This window comes from Stenotrophomonas sp. AG209, assembly GCF_003550055.1.
GTDB lineage: Bacteria > Pseudomonadota > Gammaproteobacteria > Xanthomonadales > Xanthomonadaceae > Stenotrophomonas.
Map to the genome: position 1 here is coordinate 1 of NZ_QXDB01000006.1, position 19575 is coordinate 19575.

The window sequence follows — 19575 nt, forward strand, 5'->3', positions numbered from 1 at the left end:
CGAGGGGCAACGATCTGTGTACGGGATGCTGGTCCCTTCGGTGACCATCTCGGGGAACAGCATCAACTGGAGCTGGGACCCTGACGTGGTGAACTACCACGTCAGGATGGAGATGTTCCCGAGCCAGCCGACGACGAACACGGTCGGCGGCATCACGCTTCACTATGGGGTATTCAGCTGATGGCCGTCGGGCTGCGCATACGGAATCAGGGCACCGGGCAGATCCAGATCGGTATCGGGTATCGAAACCTGCAGTTGGCCAAGTCGGGGACGCTCGACTCCGGGTCTTTTGCAGGTGGAGCCACCGGCGGTTCGCCGCCATTCGCCTCTTGGCCAGATCGCGGATTCCTGGCCAGCACCAACGGCACGTCCAACCTGCACGTCTGCCGATATGTGAATGACTCGGTGTCGGTGAATACCGGTTTCAGCCTGGTGCAAAGCGGCGTGACGTGCTTCGCCTACGCGTCGAGGTCAGCTCCGAACAAGTCGCTGGAGTACTACACGTTCAGTGCCGCTGAGCGTGCAGCCTCCGGTCCGGTGGGGCTGCGGATGCGCGGTGAAGATGGGACGGTCTTCTACGACTCCCGGCGAAAGGGCCTGCGCGTGCTGCAGGTGGTGGCCCTCCCGTCTGTGGCAGGCCCGCCTGTGGAGATCGGGCAGTTCTTCCCGGGCACCAAGATCGGCATCGCAATCCCGTCGCCGCGGTTCTACTACTCATCCGTGGCGCAGGATCGCTGCACGATGAATGCTGACTACTTCCACATGACCAGCGACAACCGGATCTTCATCTCGAAGCAGGTCGTTTCCCAGCAGACCCTTACGTCGAACACGTTCCCGGTAGGCGGCGTGACGATGGGGCCGCAGAACGCCACGATCTTCATCGTGGACCTAACCGAGGTGCCGCTGGGGTTCGGATGATGTGGGACTATGCGACCTGCAGCAGCAGATCCTCGCGGTTGTTCCGCGGCGTGTTCACCGCGCGGCTGACCCGGTAGGCCTCCATCGCCGGTGGCTCACTGGCCAGCAGCATGGCCATGGCGTCGTTCGGGCTGGCCGCCATCCACTCATCGAGCTGACCGGCTTGCAACCAGACGGGCATGCGGTCGTGAATGTCGGCCGATACGCCGCTGCTGTCGCCGGTGATGATGGTGAAGGTGCCCAGGTTGCCGTCGGGCAGCAGTGGGCTGGTGTCCTCCCACAGGCCGGCGGCCAGCAGCGGCCCGGTGGCGTGGATGAACCAGGGGTCTTTCTTTCCGTCCTCGGGGCTGACCGACCACTCGTAGTAGCCGGCCATGGGGATCACGCACCGGCGCTTCTTGAACGCCGACCGGAAGGCCGGCTTGGTGGCCACCGTCTCGATTCGGGCATTGATGGTCGAGCCCTGCAGGCCCTTGGCCTTGGCCCAGAACGGCAGTAGGCCCCACGCCAGCCGGGTGACCAGCCGACCTTCGCCGCGGTCCAGGATCACCGAGGCGCGCTGTGTCGGCGCCAGATTGTAGCTGGGCTGGATCTCGGCCAGGCCGGGGGCAAGGTCAGCCAGCCCCGGCTGGCCGAAGTCGATCACGGGGAGCTGGACGAATCGGCCGCACATGGCCGGAGGGTAGTCCTGCAGGGCGTGCCCGGGGCGTGTAGGTCCGCGCCGGAGCATAGCCGGACTGCTGTCAAGACTGGCCCTGTGACGCTCGTCCGCGTTAGCATCCCGTCCCCCTCTGGCGGTGCCGGGGCAATTGGATACACTACCCCGCATGACGAGCATCACCATCCCCGGTGGCCTGCTGGTTGCCATCGAGGGAATCGATGGGGCCGGCAAGTCGACCTTGGCCAAAGGCCTGACCGAGCGGCTTCGCGCCCATGGCGTGGCCGTTTCGACCAGTAAAGAGCCAACCAACGGGCCCTGGGGCACCAAGCTTCGTCAGTCAGCTGAATCGGGTCGCCTGAGCCCGGAGCAGGAGGTCGAGTACCTGCTGGCGGATCGCCGTGATCACGTGGAGCAGTTCATCGAACCGGCTCTGCAGCGTGGAGAGGTGGTGATTCTCGACCGCTATTTTCCGTCGATGGTCGCCTACCAGGGTGCCGCCGGGCTGCCGGTTGAGGACCTGTCGAAGGCCAACGACTTCGCGCCCCGGCCCCACCTGATGCTTCTTCTCGACGTTGAGCCAGCCACTGGCCTGGAACGTATCCGTGCACGTGGGGATAGGCCGAACCACTTCGAGAACGAGGAGAATCTGGCTCTGTGCCGGAAGATTTTCCTGGACATGTCCGAGCGCACGAAGTGTGTGATCGACGCCTCCCAGCCTGAATCAGAGGTTTTGGACGCCTCCTATGTGATGGTGATCCGACAGTTCGCTCAGAACCTGGGGGATCCGTCAGTGGAGAACGTCGAGAAATTGGGCGCCCTCATGGAGGGGCACCTGGCTTAACTAAGTCAGGATTCAATCGCAGGATCTGCGACGCGCGGCCGTATCCTTCCGGCCATGCTTCCTTCGCACGGCTACCAAGGCTTCCGCACCGCCCCGATCCCCACCGGCTGGGTCCAGATGGGTGATATCTGGGTGCTGTGGTGGAGTGGTCGACAGATCGCCAACATCAGATGCGGCAAGGATGGCGCTGTGCGCGTGCGTCTGGATGCCCGGAAGATGTGGCAGATCAAGGAAGTCCCGGCCGCCAGCATCGCCCAGGGCAAGCGCTACGCCGAGCGGTGGTGCGCAGTCCGGCTCTACCCGGAGATGCGCCTGCGCGCGGCTGTGGCCCGGCTGCTGGACACCACACCAGCCGAACCGCTCGAACCGCTGCCCGGGCTGCCACCGACCCGCGAGCAGCAGGATCAGGCCCGGCGCCTGGCCGAGGCGACCGCGCTCGCCACAGCGCGGGTCAAGGAAGCGTTGGAGCCCTCCAAGCCGATGCCGGCGACCAAGCCCCGCCCGAGGGACGCCCGGAAGGCGTGGGTGAGGGCAGGGCTGCAGCAGATGCGGCGGGGCGTGTAGGCGTCATCCGGCCCGCAGCTTCACCACGTTGCCATCGCGCAGGCCATCGAGATAATCCGCCCAGACCTGCATCATCCGCACGCGCTCCTGCAGGTGAGATGTGCGGTTGTAGGCCCGCCCGTTGGGATCCTTAACCGCGTGCGCCAGCTGGTGCTCGATGATGTCCGGGCGGAAGTGCAGGACCTCGTCCAGAATGGTGCGAGCGGTCGCGCGGAAGCCGTGGCCGGTCATCATCGTGCGGTCGTAACCCATGTTGCGCAGCGCTGCGGTTACGGCGTTCTCCGACATCGGGCGTTTCGGATCGCGGGCGCCAGAGAACACCCACTTGTGCCGGCCGGTGATCGGCTTGATGTCCTCCAAGATCTGCAGCGCCTGTTTGGAGAGCGGCACCAGGTGTGCAGCACGCATCTTCATCTTGCTGGCGGGGATGGTCCACACGGCCGCGTCGAGGTCGAATTCCTCCCATTCCGCATGCCGCAGTTCTCCAGGACGCAGGAACACCAGCGGCGCCAGCCGCAGCGCCGCCCGGGTGATGGCAGATCCGCTGTATGCCTCGATGGAGCGCAGCAGGCCACCCAGCTGCACGGGGTCGGTAATCGCTGCGTGGTGGGCTTCCTTCGGCGGCGCGAGCGCTCCCTTCAGGTCGGCAACAGGGTTTCGCTCCGCCCGGCCAGTGGCCACGGCGTACCGCATGATCTGGCCGCAGTTCTGCATGATCCGGTGCGCAGACTCGATCGCGCCGCGCTCCTCGATGCGCCGGGCCACACGGAGGAAGTCCGGCGCGGAAAGGTCGGCGACAGAGCGAGACCCGATCCACGGGAACACGTCGTTCTTCATCCAGGCCTCGACCTTCTCCGCATAGCTGGGCACCCAGGGGCGCGCGGCCAGCCACTCATTGGCGATGGTCTCGAAGCTGTCCGAGCCGAGGGCGGAATGGGCGAGGGCAGCGGCCTTCTTCTGCGCGCCCGGATCGACGCCTCGGGCCAGCAGCCGGCGGGCTTCGTCGCGGGCCTCGCGCGCGCGCGCCAAGGAGACATCCGGGTACAGGCCGATCGACAGCAGCTTCTCCTTGCCGGCGATGCGGTACTTCCAGCGCCAGCTGCGCGCGCCGGTCGGGGTGAGATAGAGGTACAGGCCGCCACCGTCGGTGATCTTCTGCGGCTTGTCGCTGGGCTTGGCGCGCCTGATGGCTGCGTCGGTCAGAGGCATTGGGGGTATCGCTTCAGTGGGTGCGGTCGGATACCCCTTGATATACCCCCACCGTCTCATGGATTGAAACGGATTGCCCCGGTCTGCTGCGGACAATAAAAAAGCCCGGAAACCCTTGTGATGCGGGGGTTTCCGGGCTTCTCCGGTCCTTGACGAACCGTTCGTTGGTGGAGGTGGGCGGAATTGAACCGCCGTCCGAAGGCACTCCATCCCCAGCACTACATGCTTAGCTCACCGTTGGATCTCGTCCCCGAACAGCACGGTGCGCAAAGCGCATCCGGGAACCAGCCTGTTGTGTTCTAGTGCCGGACTGACAGGCAGCCACCCAGCGCGATTCCATGATAGTGACTCTACACCGCGAGCATGGACACAAGCGGTTTCGAGGCTTAGGCCTTAAGCGGCCAGAGCGTAGTTGTCGTCGTTGGCAACTAGAGTTTTGCAGCTGGATTTACGAGGAAAGCTACCCCCTCGGCATGCGCCAGGCGACTTCACAACCCCCGTCGAAACCAATGCACCCCCGGTTTCTTCAAGTATTGCAAGGCTTTCAGGCCCCTGGTTGACCAAATGTTGACCAAGAACCCGCCTAACGATGCGAATGTTACGGCAATCTTCCTGAACAGTCACGTGGTCAGCCGGCACTGGCCGGCGGTCCGTCCCCGAGCTCGGGGTGGGTGTTCAGGTAGTCGATCACGTCATCTTGGAAGAATTGGCCGCGAAAGTAGCTGTGCGGGGCATTCAATGCGACCAATTCGGCTAGATATCTACGGGTGGACACGCGATTGATGATGAATTGTCGATCGATAAGCAGCACTTTGTCGTGCGGTTCGGCCGACACGTCTATCACCCGGCCCGGAGGTGCGTCGGGCAAGGGGGTGTCACAGGGAGTCTTATCGTTGTTGATCTCGACCAAACGATCAAAATGCGTAGCGGTCGCATCCGTGCTGAGGATGTACTCACCACCTTCCATCACTCCCATGTACTCGAAGGCGCCGAGCGGACCAGTGTGCTGAATCATTGGCACGTGCCCTTCTTCGTGAAGCCGCCCGCGAACTAAGCCGCCGCTGCGAGCGTCCACGATCCAGCCTGCCAAGAACGCGGAAGTGAACTCTTCAGGAGTGCGGATGAAAAGCAGATCGTCATCGCCCCCCGCCGGCGGAGGCGTGGCAGGGGCGGTCCGTGCGCCTGTCGAATCGTCGTCCATTCCCAGGCTCCAGTCGTTCAGGTACGTCAGCATAGCCCACTAGACGGCAGACTTCGGCATCCACACTGCAGCGGCCTTGGCGCCGGCGTCAGGGACCATTGAGGGGATCCACCGGCCGTACTTCTTGGCAGTGATCGTCCAGTCGCGATGCCCCATCTGCCTCGCCACCCACATGACGTTTTCGCCCGCGCTGAGCGCCTGGGACGCGAAGGTGTGGCGCATCTGATACGGGTACCGGTACCGGACGCCAGCCTTGCGCAGCGCGCGCTGCCATTCGCCGGCGCGGATGCTCTGATCCGACCCCCACCGTGCGTTCGTCCTGGGGTCGTGGAAGACGAACTCGCCGGCGGTGGCGGTATGGGCGCGCTGGGCCTTCAGGGCCTCGATCGCTGGCTGCAGCAGCTGCACTTCGCGCACGCCGGACTCGGTCTTGGGGGCCTTCATCTTGCCCATGACCCAGGCGCGTCGGATCTTGACCGTGCCCTTGCGCCAATCGATGTCCGACCAGCAGAGACCGATCATTTCCGAGGTGCGCAGGCCCGTGGCGAAGTTGAACTGGCAATAGTTGCGGACTTGGTCCTCGCGGCAGGCGGCCAGGATCGCGTGGACTTCCTCCGGCGTGAAGGGGTCGACCTCTTCGCGTGCGTTGGCCTTGGCGCGCCGCTTCACCCTGAATCCATCGAGGGGATTGCTTGGGATCAAGTCGTCGGCCACCGCCTCGTCCAGGGCGCCGCGGAGCGGGCCCAGGACGTTGTTGATGCGCTTGGCCGACGTCGACTCGTCAAACGTGGCCACCAGCTCCTTCAGCGCGATACGGTCGAAGTCACGCAGCGCGATCGACCCGCAGCGCGGCACCAGGATGTTCTCGACGATGCGCCGGTAGCCAATTAGGCTGCTGTGCTCGAGCTCAGGCTCCTTCTGTGCCAGCCACCGTGTCAGCACCTGCTCCAGGGTGTCGAGGGCCGCTGGCTTCTCCGCCACCTGTACCGCGCGCTTGCTGCCGGGGAAGTGGGTGGCATAGTCGAAGGTGCCTTTCTCGATCTCGACCTTGATCTGCCCCAGCAGATTCTCGCAGTAGCGCAGGTTACGAGCGGTCGGGGCGAGCTTGATCCGCTCACGGCAACGCTTGCCCCGATAGTAGAAGTCTATTGCGATGCTGCTCTGTGTAGCTGGCCTGACGCCGCTTTGCCGTGCATTACCCACTCTTCGTACCCCTCCAGGTCGATCAGGTTTCTTCCATCCGGCGCCTTGATGAACACGGCACCCTCCAGCCAGTCGCCCCGCTTGATCTTCGAGTTGACCGCGTCGACCGTGTAGCCGGTCAGCGTCTCGAACTGTTTGAGCGTGACGAACCGGACCGGGCGCAGATTCGCGGGGGATGCGCCCCTCGACAATCCTCGCGCTGAGGGGGCGTGGCTACTCATGGGACACCGCCTGCAGGCTCCAGAGGACCGACGGCCGCTCGTCGGGGCCGTGGAAAGGCGCGCGCCGCACGCGGCCGGTCTTGGCCAACTGGTGCAGGTAGCTGCTGACCCGGTTCGAAGGCAACTGCAGTTCGGCGGCCAGCTCCCCGGCCAGGCCCGGCCCCTCCTGCAGCAGCTGCAGGATCCGGGTGGCTGTGCCGACGGCAATGCCTGCGTCAGCCATGGTCTACCTCGTCCGCTGTGACGTGGCCCGGGCATCCGGTGCCGGTGTAGTCGAAGCCCTCACAGGGAGCGAGCGGGATGACCTTGCGGCCACTGGCCAGGTGGTCGGCCAGCACCCGCCGGGCTTCCGCTGCAGTTACCGGCTCTCCTGGCGGATTGCGTTGAAAGAGCCCGTCCAGATCCTGGTCGGTCATGTTCGACAGTGCGCCGGCGACGTCCAGGTGCACGTGGTAGCGCACGGGCAGGCGGTCAGAAGAATTCATGCGTCGGGCTCCTGGTGTTCGGCGCTGCGCTCGGCAGCATTCAAGGCGGCGCGCCGCTGGGCGAAGCCGCGGCAGGCGCTGATGGCGTTGCCGTGCTCGTCGACGGCTTCGTGGCAGAGGAAGGGGCGTTCGCCCGGGGTAGAGCAGTAGTCCGCGTCCTCCGTGGTCGGGAGGCACTGGTTGGCCACGGTGCCGGCGCGGAACGCACAGCCCCCGCAGAGCGGGCCAGGGTCGACGCCGGCGGCCAGCACAATGCCGTTGAGCGCGCCCAGGATGCAGGGCATGTTCACGCGCTCGGCCTCGTGCGGCCACACGTGACCCTGCAGCACCAGCAGGTCCTCGGCCTGCTGGCGGGCGTTGCGGGCGACCTGGTTGGCCAGGCCAATGAACTCGCCGAACAGGTCGGCCATAGCGCGGGTGCCGATCCGCGCGGCCAGGCGTCGCAGCGCCGGCCGGCGGAGATCCATGGGTACCGCCGCAATCGCGCGTAATTCCATGGCCAGATCTGGGTGGATGTTGTGGTCGGTGGCGCGATCGCGCGCTGCGGGGTCAGCCATGGTCGATGACCTCCCCTGTGCGGCTCCGCCACACGTCGCAGATGCCATGCGGCTTGGTCAGGAAGTTCCCGAAGCTGCAGCGGTCCACGATGGGGTTCAGGATGGGATCCTTTCGCAGCGGCACCTTGCGCGTAACCATGTTGCCCCGACGATTCGGCCGGGAGACAAACCGGTGAAGGGTGTGGGGCTCGCGGCGGAAATAGACACAGGTCATGCAACGCGGCGGGTCGGGGTCGAAATTCTGAGCGGCCTTTGCCCCATGGGCGACCACGGTCATGTGCTCAGCCATTGCACACCGCCTGGCTGTCGATCAGCGCCAGCAGCGGGTACAGCGCAGCCTGTTCCTTCGATGCCTTGTCGCGTTCACTCCAAGGCATCATGTTGTCGCCGATTACGCTCTGTAGGCGGGTGTTCACCGCCGACACGACTTCCTGGAACTGCCCCAGGTCCACGGCCTGCACGGCCGCATCAGCACTCGCTGCCTGCCAGAACGGCTCCGCCCAGTGCCCAGCCGGTGGCGGCGTGTGGCCCTGCGCGCCGACCATCAGCGTGCCGGTGATCACGTCGCACACGCGGGCGCGGATACCTGCCGGGTCGGCATCGAGCGAGCAGGACAGGCCCACGGCCTGCGCGGGCGGAGCGGCGAACTCGGCCAGCGTGATGCTTCCTTCCTCTGGGCATTCGTCGCACGAGATATGCAGCCCATGCGCCTTTTCGCCATCATCGCCAGTGATTTCGCCAATCCATGCAGTGCAGTCCAGGAACGGCTGATCTTCGCCAGTGGAAGGGCCGCCGAACGCGAATGCGGCCGCATCCCACGCTTCGGCCGGGATGCCGAACTGCTTGGGAACCAGGACGAACCCAGCGGGTACATGCCCCACCGGCTGGCGGGCGCCATCAGCGTCCAGTTCTCCGGAATTTCCGGACAGCTGATTTGATGCCGCCGGCTGGCTGACCATTTTGCGGTCTTGCGCAAGATGGTCCCCCACCGGCTGGCGGGCGGCCAGTTCAGCCTCAGCGCGCAATGCACGCTCCTGCCAGTGGTCAATCGGTCCGTGCAGCGTGCCGTCGCCGCTCGGGCAGGAGCAGGCGTTGTTGACGTCGTTCATGCTTCGATCCTCTTGAAGGTGATGACCCACACCCAGGGATTGCTGTTCCAGTCGCCGCCGGTGCTGTCCCACAGCGCGCTGAAGGCGATGCGCTCGTCCCCGGTGTCCAGGTCGCGAACGGGGGTGTCCTGCTCGCCGGCCCACGCCATGGCGCCCTCGGCAAGGGCATCGGCTGGGCGGATGGCCTGCAGCCGCTCCACGCGCACATCGGTGATCTCCAACATCAGGCGGCAGGCCCAGCGGGGCATGTGGATCGATGGCAGATTGCCGCGAGCTGCAGCGTCGGGCAGATACCAGCTGTCCGGCACGGGAGCCTGAGACCAGGTGTGCAGCACCCATTCCCCGTCAGCCGCGAAGGTCACGCCGACGCTGTCGCAGTCGCAGGTATCCATCGCGCAGCTGTGCACGGTCTGCGGTCGCCATGTTTCCCTGACCCACAGCCGATCCCCTGGCTGCCCGAACGGGCACCGGAAGCCCGTCGTCATTTCCTGGCTGCCGGCGATGCGGAACTCGCCGGCATTGGAGAAGGCGCGGGCCTGGCTGAAGTCTGGATTGCAGCCAGGACGCCAAGGGATGCCCTTGATCGCGCGCCGTGTCTGAGTCTTCTGGCCTGCCAGGATCGCGCGCACCATGGCGCCGTTGAACAGGATGGGATGCTCACGCATGGGCGGCCACCCTGAGCGGCGCCGGCGCGGCAATGTCATCGGGCAGGCCGGTTGGCCCGGCAGCGCCGGCAGCGTCATCGTAGGCACGAATCGTGCGGGCGATCGCGTACAGGCGCCAGATGAAATGGAACGTGTACTGCTGCAGGGACGATGCGTATTCCCAGGCGTCGGTGATCCGGAAGTCGCTGTAGTCGGGGTCCTGCGGCTCGAAGTCCGACATGGCGCTGATCGCGTTGCTCAGGGCATCGTGGTCTTCCGAGTCGTTCAGAACTTCGCGCTCGAGCTCCTGCCACAGCCGGGCCACCCATTCCGGCGCCGACGTGTCCGGATCCGCCAGCTCGTCTGGGTCCACGCGTTCCTCGACGTAGTCCTTGAACAGGCGCGTCACCAGGTCACGGAACAGGCGCGCGCTGAATTCCTGCTTCGCGCCGTCGTTGGCCACGCACTTCTCGGCCCAGTAGCCATCGTTCACGAACAGGCCGCCGGCCTTTTCGTGCTCCGCGGGCTTGGCGCGGAAGAACTCGAACATGTCATGCAGGCGGCTGAAGACGGCCGCGCCCATGTCGCCGGAGATCGCCAGGTGCCCGGGCCAGGTGACGATGTCGAAGCCGTAGCAATAGGTTCCGGGGCGACGGAACTGCAGGTGCCGATGCACGCCATCGTCGACCACGATCCGAAGGTCGTGGCTGGCAGTATCGGCGAGGAAGCGGGGGAGGACGTCACTGCGGTTCATGGGTATCTCCGGACCGTGCGGACGAGGCCTGGGCGGCCTTCAGGGCGGTTTGCCAAGCGGGTATCGAGCTGTCGTCGGGGCCGAGCAGCTGCAATAGGCCGGGCCGGTGGCCAGCGACGATGCGGCCGCCGGCGCGCAGCACCTCGAACACCTGCGACTTCTTTGTGAGCGGCTGTGGGCGATGGGTGCCGGTCATGCGCCCTCGACCTCATGCCGGACGGAAGGGCGATCCAAGTAGGTTTTGCCCAGGCCTTGCGCCACGAACAGGGCGTGAGCATGCTGGCGCGGTAGGGGCAGCCCAAGGCAACGAACAGAATGACGACCCACCTGGAGCGTGGATGGACGCTCGGCCTCAAGTCCATCTGGGACATGCGTGCCAAGCTGGCTTGGGAAGCGACGATAGTTCGAGACCAGGACCGCGACCGACCAGGCGTGCTCAAGACCGGCCCGAGGCATGAGCCGCGAGCCTTCCTTTTTGCTTCCGCCAACGCCATTGCAACGGCCTGGCACATGGTGGAATGGCTGCACTACCAGCTGGAAAAAGACGGGCTCGTTGCGAGCGCTTCGGCTGCGGTGGGGGCGGACCTTTCGACTGTAGATAAGGTCCAGAAATGGGTTTGTTTGAACGATGCCATGCGGACTTGCGGGGCAATTTGCCTGGCAGGCAAGCATCTGAATCTCAAGAACAAGGGCTTTGCTGGCTTGGACCTCGACGTCCCCGTCTTCTTCAATTTCTACGTTGAGCCCGGTTCGTCGCCGAGCATCCTGATGACATCCACGGCGGAAATCTCCACGGACGGCGGGACCTACACTCAGACGCTGTTGAACGTACTGCGGGATGCGGAGATCTTCTGGGACCACACGCTCAGCGTTACTGGAATTCCTCGCTGAGCAGCGCTTGCGAGTGCTGTTGGACGACGCGGGGCTGATGCTCATGTCAGCGCCTCTGGCCAGCCGGCAAAGTGGGGAGCTGCTGGGGCTCGGCAACCGCCGCCGTCAGGTTCCCGGTTTCGTGCGCTAACCGGATTGCATCGAGCTCGACCTTCACTGCGCCGATGTAGGTAGTGGCCACAATGGTCGAGGCCTTGGCGCGCTCGATGACCTGGCCCATCTGTTCGGCACTCAGATCGTCGTCGCCCAGGCGTTCAAGCATGGCGACCAGGTGATCGCGGACGTCACTGACCTTGTTCTTCATCTTGTTGCTCCTTGGTTCGCCTCCTGACCCGGCGGGTGATTCGCGCCTTCAGGTGGACAAGTTCTTTCAGTTCCGGCGGGTACCGGTTGTGGTAGCTGTTGCGCCGCATGTTCTCGGCGAGGGTCACGGTCTCGAGGCGATCAGCAGTGATCTCTGCGGCGACCAGCGTCTTCAGGCCTGGCCGGAACACCACGATGTGACCTTCCGGTACCGGGCCGTTTGCTGCCTCCCAGACCATCACGTGCACCGGGCGCCAGCGATTGACTGGGAACAGGGCCGGGTCGTCTGTGACCTTGCGCATCAGCACCTTGCGCTTCGGATCCACCTTCTCCGTCCCGATCGGCACGTAGTTGCTTGCCTCGCTGGCCGGCCGCCCCTTCTTGAACTGGGTTTCTCGCATCCGGCCTGCATACCAGCCAGGTCGGCGCATCCCCTTGTTCGCCGGCGTAGCCCCGGGCTTGATCCGTGATGCGATCGATCCCGGTTCCTGGGTCCCGTTCCAGAGCGCGGCCAGCGGCTGGGTGTAGAAGTCCTCGGCCTTCTGCAGGCCCAGCACCGCTGCCCGTCGGTACACCGCGGCCTTGGGCCGCTGGAGGACATGCGCGATCAGGAAGGCGGGGAACCGTGGCCAGTTGATCCGCAGCGTTTCGTCCTCGTCGGCCGTCCAGGGCCGTCGTGCGTTGGGGTGTGACTTGCGCGTCATGGCTCATCGGATCCAGTCCGGGCGCTTCGGCCCCTGGATCTGCTGCCGCGCGCGCTGCCGAACGGCTTCCTTCCGGAAGTACTCGCGGTGTTCGAGTTTCTGGCCGCGGACGCGGAAGCCCCAGCTGCCAGCGCGCGGCGGCAGGGTCAGCACCAGGGTCCAGGTGCCTTCAGCCTGCAGGTCCTCGGGAAGGGCGATCCGATGCCAGCCCTCGGCACGCCGGAACAGCAGCTGGCCAGCGCCGTACCAGGTCGACGAATACGGTTCCTCTGCGATCGCCGACGGCACCGCGTCCGGTACCGCCGGCAGCGGTCCGTCGAAGGGGCGGTGCTCGAAGTACCCACCGCGCAGGATCAGGCTGAAGAACGACCAGGGGTGATCATGGAAGACGCCGCCGAGGTCGCTGCTGCGGATGTGGTGCAGGCGCAGAGCCAGCCAAGGCCGCGGCTGGCCACGGTCATCGACGCCGGCGCGGCCGATGCGCAGCAGCCAGAAGCGATCCATGTACGGCGTGCCGTCGGCGTTGGCCAGGTGGAAGTAGGGGGTGCGGGTGCCGCGCTGGATCAGTGCGGTGGCCAGCCGATCCAGTACGCGGCGGCCCATGGTGCGCGGCGGCGCCTGCAGATCCAGGTAGCTGCCGCAGCGGCCGCACGATTCCATATCCGGCCAGTCACGCGCGCAGCCGAACAGGGCGCAGATGAAGGCGCGTACGCGGCTCACGGCTGCTCGTCCCTGTAGGTCGGGACCAGGCCGCCGGCAGTGGTCAAGGTGCCGGCTTGGATCTGGCGCACGCGGCGCGCGCGCTCGGCGTGGCCACCACCGGCCGGCGCCCAGGTTGTGCGGTGGCGTGGCGGCATGCGACGGACAGCGAGAGCGCGCGCAGCGCGCCTCGGCTGGTGGGCCAGCAGGGCAGGCAGGAGGACGTCGAGGGAAAAGCGGCCAGTGCCGAAAAGATGCGGATTCATGTGGACCTCATGCGTAGGTGGTGAGGCGGAAGCGCTCGCGGACCAGGTCGTAGAGCCGGCCGACTTCGCCGATCTGCAGGGCGAAGCGGGCATCGAACTCGGCGCGCCGGCCGTCTTCATCCCCGTGCTGCAGCTGCTCCACGGCGCCGTCCAGGAAGCGGAGCTTTCGGACGATCAGGTCGTCACCGAGGACGAAGGAGAGGTGGTCGTCCAGCACCAGGGCGAGCTTCGTGACCTGCTTGCCGGTCTCCAGGTGCAGGTCGACCTCGTCGCAGCGCAGTTCGTGGTGCTGGCAGCGAACGATGGCGCCGCCTTCGACCGGGTCGCGCAGTTCGCATTCCTCGCCCAGGCTGAGGCCTTCGGGCAGGGGCTCGCCGGCGACCCAGCCGGTAAGGATCGCCCGCGGCGAGACCTCTGCGTTCAAGGGCAGAGCGGGGAAGCTGCCGACCACGTTGCGCAGCTGGCTCATGGCGTTCTCGCCGGTCTTGCGGCTGCTGGTGTCGACGAAGACCACGCCGCGCTGGTGGTCCAGGTAGAGATCCGTGCGGGTCGGGCGGACGAAGGCCCGAGGCAGCAGCTCGTGCAGCAGATCGTCCTTGATGCGTTTCCGCTCGCGGCCGCCGGGGCGGCGCCCCTCTCGTTCTTCGATCTCCTGCAGCTTGAGCTCGAGCAGGTTGCTCACCACGGCCGGCGGCAGGATCTTCTCTTCGGCGCCGATGGCCATCCACATGCAGTGGCCGATCTCGTGCGATAGCAGCTCTTTCTCTTCGCGGCCGAACGGCGAAATGAAGCCGGCGGAGCACATTTCCAGGGGGCCTACCGGCTTCAGAGCGCTCGCCTTCAGGCCGTCCTGCCAGTCGAACATCTGCAGCTGCGGGTAGGTGAACATCGTGACGTTGCGGAAGAACATCAGGTGTCTCCGGTCTGTTCAGAGGTGACGCTGCTGCCTTCGGGCAGCTCGGAAAGGCCCAGGGTGTAGAGCGCGTCGTCGATCGCGGCCTGCTCGGCTTCTGCGATGACGCTGTGCGGTCCAGCCACGCCCGGGATGTGGACGTGGAAGAGCCTCATGGACGGCAGGCCTCGGCGATGCGCTGGAACTTCCGCGCCCAGGTGGCCAGGTCGGGCTTCATCCCCGCGCTCCAGGCGATCTGGAAGATCGTGCCGAAGCGGATCCGCAGCGCGCGCCACTGGTCCGGCGGTGCGATGGAGACCGCGCGCTGGTAGCGCTGCACGCGCGCTGCGGGGGTGATCGCCGGCGGCATGCGGTCCAGGTCGTGCTGCAGGATCGCGTCGAGGCCGTGGCCCAGCAGGTGCAGGTCCGCCGTCATGACATGGCCCTCCCGTGCACCACCCAGCAGAGGTCGGCCAGTGCCCGCGGTACTGAGGGCATTGCCCGCGTCTCATAGAACGCAGCTTCGATGATCTGTTCGAAGCTACGGCCATCTGGCGCGCGCGCGGCTTCGCCTTCAACCTTCAGGAGGCGGGCCAGGTAGTCCCTGCTGAGAGGCCCCAGGTTCCCGACCAGGTCATCGAGGTCGATCTCCGCGTCGACGTTCATGGTCACCAGGTTCATGACAGCACCGCCCGGGATCCGAACCCTACTGCCACGCCCACCAAGAAGCCGGCCGTGCCACCAATGGCCAGCACCCGCCGGAACAGCACTGCCGTGGCCTCGGCGATGATGTCTTCCGCCTTCATGCGGCACCGCCTTTGCCACGCGCCAGGGCGCGTTGGCAGCGAGGGCAGGTCACCGGATGCGATTCGCAGGCGGTCCAGCCCACGGATCGGCGGCCCGGTGCTGCTCCGCATAGCGCCTTGCCGGTGGCTTCGACATATCCGCCATGGCGCCGCACCTGCGCGGACGGGATCGCGTGCAGGTTGGTGCCTTGTCCCCGCTCGAGGCCGTTTGAGCATCGCCCAGCGAGCTTCGCCGCCAGCACTTCCACCGCGGCGTTCATGCAGCACCGCCGTTGGAATGCTCAATGAGGAATGCCTGGATCTTCGGGGCGAGGGCGGCCGGCAGATCGAAGGAGGCCGAACCAAGCCACAGAGTGGCCGGGGTGTCGGTGCCGGGATCATACGGATCCACGTGCGGCATCTGGCCAGGACGGGCGCATGCGAAGGCAATGCCTCGGTGCTTCCTGTCCTTCCCGACGATGGTGTAGAGCGACATGCGCCATGAGCTGTCGCTGTCCCGGGTGAGGCCGAGGTTGGCGCCGAAGCAGTTGGCGGTGAATTCGACCTGGGCGGTCACGCGGCACCCCCTTGAGGCATCACGAAGCGGTAGCCGCGCAGGCGGATGGTCTCGATGGCGTGCTGGAATCCTTCGGCTGCGAGCTTGCGGCGCACGCGCGACACCAGCACCTGCAAGACGTTGGATTCACGCGACGGTGGCTTGCTGTCCGGATACATCGCGGCATGCAGCGTGCCGATCTCGACCAGGCGGTCCGACGCCGAGATCAGCGTCTGCATGACCAGCGTCTCGGTGCGGCTCAGCTTGATGGCCTTGCCGGCGATCAGCAGGCGCTGCCCCATCACCACAGGTGCGGCGTGGCTGGCAGCTTCGCCGCAGCTGCTGCAGATATCCTTGTCGATCCAGGAGCAGCCGCCGCGGCAGGCCTGCAGCTCGGTGCAGCCGCAGATGCGGCAGTGGCGTTCGGTGAAGGCCATCAGTGCACCTCCAGGAAAGCCAGGTCATAGATGACGCACTGCGCCCGGGCCACCACAGGGGAGGTGGCTTCACCCGTCGACAGGGGGACGACGGTATTGGCCCGGGCGCAGGCGTCGGGGGAAACGGAATAGGTACCGACGACAACGGCGTCGACAGCGTCAAGCGCGAGCTGCCAACGGTAGGGGGAGAAGTCCTTGGCCAGCGCGGCGGACACGCCGGCGGCGCAGTCCGGCACGCGGCCGGCCTCGTTGAAGCCGTTGAGCACGGCCTGCGCGATCGTCGTGCGCAGGCCCCAGTCGTTCTCGTTGGCCAGGGTGTAGACCTCCAGCGCCGCGCAGATGCGCGGGCTGGTGATCACCAGCGCTGCTGGTGCCCGGACGGTCTGGCCGGGTTCGTCTGTGGAAGGGGACGATGGGGAGAAGAGGGCGCCGACGCCGGTGGCTCCAAGAACCCCCAGGGCCAGGTACAGCGACGAAGACAGTGCAGACATGTGCTCAACCATCCGTGCTTGGGATGGTGAGCAAAATATTGCGCAAAACTTAACGTGTCAAGCAAAAGTTTGCTACGAAGATAGTTTAAGGACTATCTGGCCCGCGTGACGGCCGGCGCACCGCAAGAGGGCGTAAAGGATCCAGCCAGTGTTGAGGGCTTCGGGAGTGAAGCCTGCGACGTGCTCCAATGCATCAAACGGCAAGGGCCAGGCAAGCGCTCTATCGCGTGCCTCGCGCGCCAGCGCTGCCTCCCAAATGCTCAGGTCTGCATAGCGAATGACATTGACCGTTGGAACGGAGAACGCAGGCGCTTGGCCCCGATCCACGGTGAACTGAGCGAAATCGTCAGTACCAATCCACCATTCGCGCCGATCATAGATCTCTGATCCGTGCTGGCGCCGCGCGCGCCGAAAAGCTTCCTCGATACCGGCGCGCATTGCTTCAGTTGTGCGGTCGCCCGCGAAGAGAAACTGGGTCAGGCTCTCAACGAGCTCACCGGCCTCTACATCGGTCGTCGGGCTGAATGCCAACTCAGCCGGCCTTTGCCGCAAGGCCACCCGCTGGGAGACCTGCGTACCGAACCTCAGCGTTTGCCACACGCTCAATGTTGGTGCGGCCCTGCTCCGGGACCGCGATGTAGTCCTGGATGACTTGGTTGAGCCGCTGGCCGGTCAGGACTTCTAGAGGGACATCCTGGATGAACAACATCCATGCCGGAACGCCGAAAGCCGCCGCCAAGCCGTCGACGGTGCGGACAGTAGGGGAGGTCTCGTGGGTCTTCCCATAGGTGACGACGTTGCCAACGTTGCGCTGGGAGAGCCCGGCGCGCTTGGCCACCTTCGCCTGAGTTTCGCCGCCTGCCTCCATGAGCCGGCGAACGTTGTCGGCGAGGATCAGGTTCGAATCAATGTTCATGTAAGCAGAATATTGATCGGCCTCGGCAAAGTACTGCTTTCCACCTGAGCAAACTTTTGCTATATGTAGGCGCATGGACGCCGATACCCTCTTGCATCAAACCGTGGTGCGCCTGCGTGCGCATGAAGGGAAGTACGCCGAGATCGCCCGGCAGAACCCGGACATCGGCTATTCGTGGCTGACGAAGCTGGCGCACGGGCAGATCACGAACCCGACGATCGCCAGCCTGCAGCAGCTGATCGAGGCGCTGAATGCCTTCGAAGGCTTGGAGCGGGGCGGCCCAGCCGAACTGGTGGCGCAGGCCGATCCGGTTATGGATCCGGTTATGGAACTGCGCGCCGAACCGAGCGGCGACGTGGACGCCGGCCGCATCGTTCCGCTGGAGACAGCCTGATGGCCCGTCGACACCTCAGCAATCCTCGCGAAGGGGAAGATCGCGGCCACGGCCGGGATCGCAGGGAGCTGCGCGCGCTGCGGCAGAGGGTGCGCGACCTGGAAGCCCAGGTCGCGATGTACCAGTTGCCTGGTAACGGGTTGATCGAGAAGGCGCTTGCAGAAGCCAATGCCAGCATCGCCTCGCTTGAACAGGAAACCTCGCGCGCGGTCACTCAGCGGCAGGTGCTAGCTCAATGCCAGGAAACACTGAGCGCGCAGCGATCACAAATTGTTCGAGAAACGCTGGGTCGAAGCCCTGGGCGACGAACGCTTCGTACGCGACTTGGAGACCTGCTTCAACGTTTCGTCGCGTGGCTTGATCAGCATTCGCAAGGAGGCCATCCGTGATGGTGCGTTGGGCTGCCTGCGTCCCGCCGGCCATGTGCTCGTTCACCAAGAGCTTTTGGAATGAACTGTGGGTGGCCTCGACGAAACCGTTGATGACACCAGCCATTCGCTCGTTCTGCACTTTCAGCTGGCCGACGGCAGCCTCGAGCCCTGCTAGTCGCTGGGCAATCTCTTGGTCCATGGTGATCTCCGTGGTGGGAGTGGTTGGGTGGTACCGCCAAGCCTGCCCGGAGATTGCCGCCACTGCCAGCACCAGCCTTCGGCAATTGCAGGGGGTTACCCATGGGTAAGGGGTTACCCCAGACGACTCCGACGGTCATGACCGCGGCTCTGCAGCGCATTGGTGTCTTGGAGCGTCAGGTGCGCGCGCTGCAGAAGGTTGCGTCGCCTAGCGCTCCGGCTCCTGGTCATCGTTGCTGCTGCGACCGGTTCGCATCTGGCCAATCGCCCGGGCCGGCTCCGAGGTGCGTTCCTGCTGAGCTGCCGCTTGCCCGTCCCCCGCTGCCCGTGCTGCCTTCGACTTCAGAATCTTCGCAACCAATTCCTCCAGGCGTTTCGTTACCAAGACCGCAGAAGGGGAGAGGCCTTCGGGTCCGGCTTGCTCGTGCACTCTTTGGATGGCACCGCGAACCATCGCGAGCAGCATGTCCAAGTCCGGATGACTGCCAATGAGCGCGGTTGTGAACCAGCGATGCGCGGCGTTCTCTACCTTCAGCAGCGAAACGCCTCGCTCAAGTTTGGCGATTCGTTCTTCGATCTCGGTGGGGGTCATTCAACTGTCCCTGCAGGATGGTGAGAGTGATCGATTCTGCCATCCGTTCAGAAGTTTGTCTGCGCGTAAATTGCACCCCTTTTGCACGTATCTCGCACGTATCTCGCACACATTTCGCACATGCCGCGCGTCGCTTTACGCGCACCGCACGAACCGCAAAACCCGAGGACTCCCATGCCCTGGATCGATGAAACCTGGCTGCAGGACGCACTGGCGGCCCTGAAGGCCACGTGCGATGTCGACGCACACACCCGCAATGCGATGATTCAGTTCCTGCTGGACAACGGCTTCTGGGACCAGGAGAAGCTGAAGGACTGGACCAGCGCTGTTGCCAAGTTCAACAGCTGCCTCAATCCGAACAAGGCCGAATTCTTCAAGATCGGCGAGCTGTGGGCGCTGATGCGCCGCTTCGGCCGTCACCAGCTCTTCCTGGCCATGGCCGCAGATCTCGGCTACGAGGTCCGCCCGATCCCCACCGAGCATCGCCGGCAGGAACTGATGCAGCAGCTGCTCGACGCCCAGGCGCAGTGTGCCGCCGCCACGGAGCGCGTCGCAGGTCAACTGGAACGCCTCAACACGCCGACGCCGGAGCCGCGCCCAGGTGCCGTCCATGGACAGGGTCGCGCGCATTTCAGCACCAGCCCGAGCGATTGGAGCGCGCCCTCCAGGGGCAACGCCGTCCAAAGCGTGGGCTGCCCGTAACGGGATAGGCC

35 protein-coding genes, 1 other RNA gene and 1 pseudogene are annotated in these 19575 nt (G+C 65.3%); 7 read left to right on the forward strand and 30 right to left on the reverse strand.

Features of this window, described 5'->3' with window-relative positions; translation table 11 throughout:
- Both DFO63_RS22230 and DFO63_RS20670 read left to right on the forward strand, forming a co-directional pair.
- Positions 1–181, forward strand: a pseudogene (locus tag DFO63_RS22230) (hypothetical protein); the annotation flags it as partial.
- Positions 181–918, forward strand: coding sequence for a hypothetical protein (locus DFO63_RS20670; RefSeq protein WP_119007747.1), 738 nt, complete (start codon positions 181–183; stop codon positions 916–918). The pseudogene DFO63_RS22230 and the gene DFO63_RS20670, both read left to right, overlap by 1 nt.
- A 7-nt stretch (positions 919–925) precedes the next feature.
- On the opposite strand, the gene DFO63_RS20675 is transcribed toward DFO63_RS20670, so the two are convergent.
- On the reverse strand, positions 926–1591 hold the full coding sequence (locus tag DFO63_RS20675; RefSeq protein ID WP_119007748.1) for an SOS response-associated peptidase: 666 nt from the start codon (positions 1589–1591) through the stop codon (positions 926–928).
- 154 nt (positions 1592–1745) lie between these two features.
- Between DFO63_RS20675 and tmk the strand changes: the two genes are divergently transcribed.
- Both tmk and DFO63_RS20685 read left to right on the forward strand, forming a co-directional pair.
- A complete protein-coding gene (gene tmk, locus DFO63_RS20680) occupies positions 1746–2420 on the forward strand; it encodes a dTMP kinase (RefSeq protein WP_119007749.1) in 675 nt (224 codons plus the stop codon).
- A 54-nt stretch (positions 2421–2474) separates the two neighbouring features.
- Positions 2475–2984 (forward strand): hypothetical protein, encoded by a 510-nt coding sequence (locus tag DFO63_RS20685; protein WP_119007750.1) that lies wholly within the window; start codon positions 2475–2477, stop codon positions 2982–2984.
- 3 nt (positions 2985–2987) lie between these two features.
- Here the strand turns inward: DFO63_RS20685 and DFO63_RS20690 are convergent, their stop codons facing one another.
- The 13 genes from DFO63_RS20690 to DFO63_RS20750 all read right to left on the reverse strand — a co-directional run bounded on the left by DFO63_RS20690 (position 2988) and on the right by DFO63_RS20750 (position 10563).
- Complete coding sequence (locus DFO63_RS20690; RefSeq protein WP_259337454.1) at positions 2988–4193, reverse strand: integrase arm-type DNA-binding domain-containing protein; 1206 nt, start codon at positions 4191–4193, stop codon at positions 2988–2990.
- A gap of 165 nt (positions 4194–4358) precedes the next feature.
- Positions 4359–4712, reverse strand: a transfer-messenger RNA (tmRNA) gene (gene ssrA / locus DFO63_RS20695).
- Positions 4713–4821: 109 nt separating this feature from the next.
- On the reverse strand, positions 4822–5394 hold the full coding sequence (locus DFO63_RS20700; RefSeq protein WP_147416503.1) for a hypothetical protein: 573 nt from the start codon (positions 5392–5394) through the stop codon (positions 4822–4824).
- Positions 5395–5433: 39 nt separating this feature from the next.
- Entirely contained in the window at positions 5434–6597 is a 1164-nt protein-coding gene (locus tag DFO63_RS20705; RefSeq protein WP_119007753.1) for a site-specific integrase, read from the reverse strand.
- The gene (locus DFO63_RS20710; RefSeq protein ID WP_119007754.1) at positions 6540–6818 is read right to left on the reverse strand and encodes an excisionase; all 279 of its coding nucleotides are present in this window, start codon (positions 6816–6818) and stop codon (positions 6540–6542) included. Before DFO63_RS20710 ends, DFO63_RS20705 begins: the two co-directional genes overlap by 58 nt.
- Positions 6811–7041, reverse strand: coding sequence for a helix-turn-helix domain-containing protein (locus DFO63_RS20715; RefSeq protein WP_119007755.1), 231 nt, complete (start codon positions 7039–7041; stop codon positions 6811–6813). Before DFO63_RS20715 ends, DFO63_RS20710 begins: the two co-directional genes overlap by 8 nt.
- A complete protein-coding gene (locus tag DFO63_RS20720) occupies positions 7034–7303 on the reverse strand; it encodes a hypothetical protein (protein ID WP_119007756.1) in 270 nt (89 codons plus the stop codon). The genes DFO63_RS20715 and DFO63_RS20720 overlap by 8 nt, the downstream gene beginning before the upstream one ends.
- Entirely contained in the window at positions 7300–7860 is a 561-nt protein-coding gene (locus tag DFO63_RS20725; RefSeq protein ID WP_147416505.1) for a hypothetical protein, read from the reverse strand. The genes DFO63_RS20720 and DFO63_RS20725 overlap by 4 nt, the downstream gene beginning before the upstream one ends.
- A complete protein-coding gene (locus DFO63_RS20730) occupies positions 7853–8137 on the reverse strand; it encodes a hypothetical protein (protein ID WP_147416507.1) in 285 nt (94 codons plus the stop codon). Before DFO63_RS20730 ends, DFO63_RS20725 begins: the two co-directional genes overlap by 8 nt.
- Positions 8138–8141: 4 nt before the next feature.
- Positions 8142–8969 carry a hypothetical protein gene (locus DFO63_RS20735; protein WP_119007759.1) on the reverse strand — a complete coding sequence of 276 codons (828 nt, stop codon included), beginning with the start codon at positions 8967–8969 and terminating at the stop codon, positions 8142–8144.
- Entirely contained in the window at positions 8966–9634 is a 669-nt protein-coding gene (locus DFO63_RS20740) for a hypothetical protein (RefSeq protein WP_119007760.1), read from the reverse strand. Before DFO63_RS20740 ends, DFO63_RS20735 begins: the two co-directional genes overlap by 4 nt.
- Positions 9627–10367 carry a hypothetical protein gene (locus DFO63_RS20745; protein WP_119007761.1) on the reverse strand — a complete coding sequence of 247 codons (741 nt, stop codon included), beginning with the start codon at positions 10365–10367 and terminating at the stop codon, positions 9627–9629. The genes DFO63_RS20740 and DFO63_RS20745 overlap by 8 nt, the downstream gene beginning before the upstream one ends.
- Positions 10354–10563 carry a hypothetical protein gene (locus DFO63_RS20750; RefSeq protein WP_259337455.1) on the reverse strand — a complete coding sequence of 70 codons (210 nt, stop codon included), beginning with the start codon at positions 10561–10563 and terminating at the stop codon, positions 10354–10356. The genes DFO63_RS20745 and DFO63_RS20750 overlap by 14 nt, the downstream gene beginning before the upstream one ends.
- 119 nt (positions 10564–10682) lie before the next feature.
- On the opposite strand from DFO63_RS20750, the gene DFO63_RS20755 reads away from it, so the two are divergent.
- The gene (locus tag DFO63_RS20755) at positions 10683–11258 is read left to right on the forward strand and encodes a hypothetical protein (protein WP_119007762.1); all 576 of its coding nucleotides are present in this window, start codon (positions 10683–10685) and stop codon (positions 11256–11258) included.
- Between the two features lie 46 nt (positions 11259–11304).
- On the opposite strand, the gene DFO63_RS20760 is transcribed toward DFO63_RS20755, so the two are convergent.
- The 14 genes from DFO63_RS20760 to DFO63_RS20815 all read right to left on the reverse strand — a co-directional run bounded on the left by DFO63_RS20760 (position 11305) and on the right by DFO63_RS20815 (position 17307).
- On the reverse strand, positions 11305–11562 hold the full coding sequence (locus DFO63_RS20760) for a hypothetical protein (RefSeq protein WP_119007763.1): 258 nt from the start codon (positions 11560–11562) through the stop codon (positions 11305–11307).
- Positions 11543–12265 carry an HNH endonuclease gene (locus DFO63_RS20765; RefSeq protein WP_119007764.1) on the reverse strand — a complete coding sequence of 241 codons (723 nt, stop codon included), beginning with the start codon at positions 12263–12265 and terminating at the stop codon, positions 11543–11545. Before DFO63_RS20765 ends, DFO63_RS20760 begins: the two co-directional genes overlap by 20 nt.
- A 3-nt stretch (positions 12266–12268) precedes the next feature.
- Positions 12269–12985 (reverse strand): hypothetical protein, encoded by a 717-nt coding sequence (locus tag DFO63_RS20770; RefSeq protein WP_223276820.1) that lies wholly within the window; start codon positions 12983–12985, stop codon positions 12269–12271.
- Positions 12982–13230 (reverse strand): hypothetical protein, encoded by a 249-nt coding sequence (locus DFO63_RS20775; RefSeq protein ID WP_119007765.1) that lies wholly within the window; start codon positions 13228–13230, stop codon positions 12982–12984. The genes DFO63_RS20770 and DFO63_RS20775 overlap by 4 nt, the downstream gene beginning before the upstream one ends.
- Before the next feature lie 7 nt (positions 13231–13237).
- Complete coding sequence (locus DFO63_RS20780; RefSeq protein WP_119007766.1) at positions 13238–14140, reverse strand: recombination-associated protein RdgC; 903 nt, start codon at positions 14138–14140, stop codon at positions 13238–13240.
- Positions 14140–14298 carry a hypothetical protein gene (locus DFO63_RS22180; protein ID WP_154344339.1) on the reverse strand — a complete coding sequence of 53 codons (159 nt, stop codon included), beginning with the start codon at positions 14296–14298 and terminating at the stop codon, positions 14140–14142. The genes DFO63_RS20780 and DFO63_RS22180 overlap by 1 nt, the downstream gene beginning before the upstream one ends.
- Positions 14295–14558, reverse strand: a complete 264-nt coding sequence (locus DFO63_RS20785; protein WP_119007767.1) for a hypothetical protein — start codon at positions 14556–14558, stop codon at positions 14295–14297. The genes DFO63_RS22180 and DFO63_RS20785 overlap by 4 nt, the downstream gene beginning before the upstream one ends.
- On the reverse strand, positions 14555–14803 hold the full coding sequence (locus tag DFO63_RS20790; RefSeq protein WP_147416509.1) for a hypothetical protein: 249 nt from the start codon (positions 14801–14803) through the stop codon (positions 14555–14557). The genes DFO63_RS20785 and DFO63_RS20790 overlap by 4 nt, the downstream gene beginning before the upstream one ends.
- Positions 14800–14928 (reverse strand): hypothetical protein, encoded by a 129-nt coding sequence (locus DFO63_RS22375; protein ID WP_259337456.1) that lies wholly within the window; start codon positions 14926–14928, stop codon positions 14800–14802. Before DFO63_RS22375 ends, DFO63_RS20790 begins: the two co-directional genes overlap by 4 nt.
- 256 nt (positions 14929–15184) lie before the next feature.
- The gene (locus DFO63_RS20795; RefSeq protein ID WP_119007769.1) at positions 15185–15484 is read right to left on the reverse strand and encodes a hypothetical protein; all 300 of its coding nucleotides are present in this window, start codon (positions 15482–15484) and stop codon (positions 15185–15187) included.
- The gene (locus tag DFO63_RS20800; protein WP_119007770.1) at positions 15481–15900 is read right to left on the reverse strand and encodes a helix-turn-helix domain-containing protein; all 420 of its coding nucleotides are present in this window, start codon (positions 15898–15900) and stop codon (positions 15481–15483) included. The genes DFO63_RS20795 and DFO63_RS20800 overlap by 4 nt, the downstream gene beginning before the upstream one ends.
- On the reverse strand, positions 15900–16391 hold the full coding sequence (locus tag DFO63_RS20805) for a hypothetical protein (RefSeq protein ID WP_259337457.1): 492 nt from the start codon (positions 16389–16391) through the stop codon (positions 15900–15902). Before DFO63_RS20805 ends, DFO63_RS20800 begins: the two co-directional genes overlap by 1 nt.
- 72 nt (positions 16392–16463) lie before the next feature.
- Positions 16464–16922: a hypothetical protein gene (locus DFO63_RS20810; RefSeq protein WP_119007772.1), complete on the reverse strand. Its 459-nt coding sequence runs from the start codon at positions 16920–16922 to the stop codon at positions 16464–16466.
- A 1-nt stretch (position 16923) separates the two neighbouring features.
- On the reverse strand, positions 16924–17307 hold the full coding sequence (locus tag DFO63_RS20815; protein WP_119007773.1) for a helix-turn-helix transcriptional regulator: 384 nt from the start codon (positions 17305–17307) through the stop codon (positions 16924–16926).
- A gap of 73 nt (positions 17308–17380) precedes the next feature.
- Between DFO63_RS20815 and DFO63_RS20820 the strand changes: the two genes are divergently transcribed.
- Complete coding sequence (locus DFO63_RS20820) at positions 17381–17701, forward strand: hypothetical protein (protein ID WP_088475873.1); 321 nt, start codon at positions 17381–17383, stop codon at positions 17699–17701.
- A gap of 210 nt (positions 17702–17911) precedes the next feature.
- Here the strand turns inward: DFO63_RS20820 and DFO63_RS20825 are convergent, their stop codons facing one another.
- Entirely contained in the window at positions 17912–18271 is a 360-nt protein-coding gene (locus tag DFO63_RS20825) for a hypothetical protein (RefSeq protein ID WP_119007774.1), read from the reverse strand.
- Positions 18272–18478: 207 nt separating this feature from the next.
- On the reverse strand, positions 18479–18862 hold the full coding sequence (locus tag DFO63_RS20830) for a hypothetical protein (RefSeq protein ID WP_119007775.1): 384 nt from the start codon (positions 18860–18862) through the stop codon (positions 18479–18481).
- A gap of 120 nt (positions 18863–18982) precedes the next feature.
- Here DFO63_RS20830 and DFO63_RS20835 point away from each other — a divergent pair, with 120 nt between their 5' ends.
- On the forward strand, positions 18983–19564 hold the full coding sequence (locus DFO63_RS20835; protein WP_259337458.1) for a hypothetical protein: 582 nt from the start codon (positions 18983–18985) through the stop codon (positions 19562–19564).
- The last annotated feature ends 11 nt before the right edge of the window (positions 19565–19575 follow it).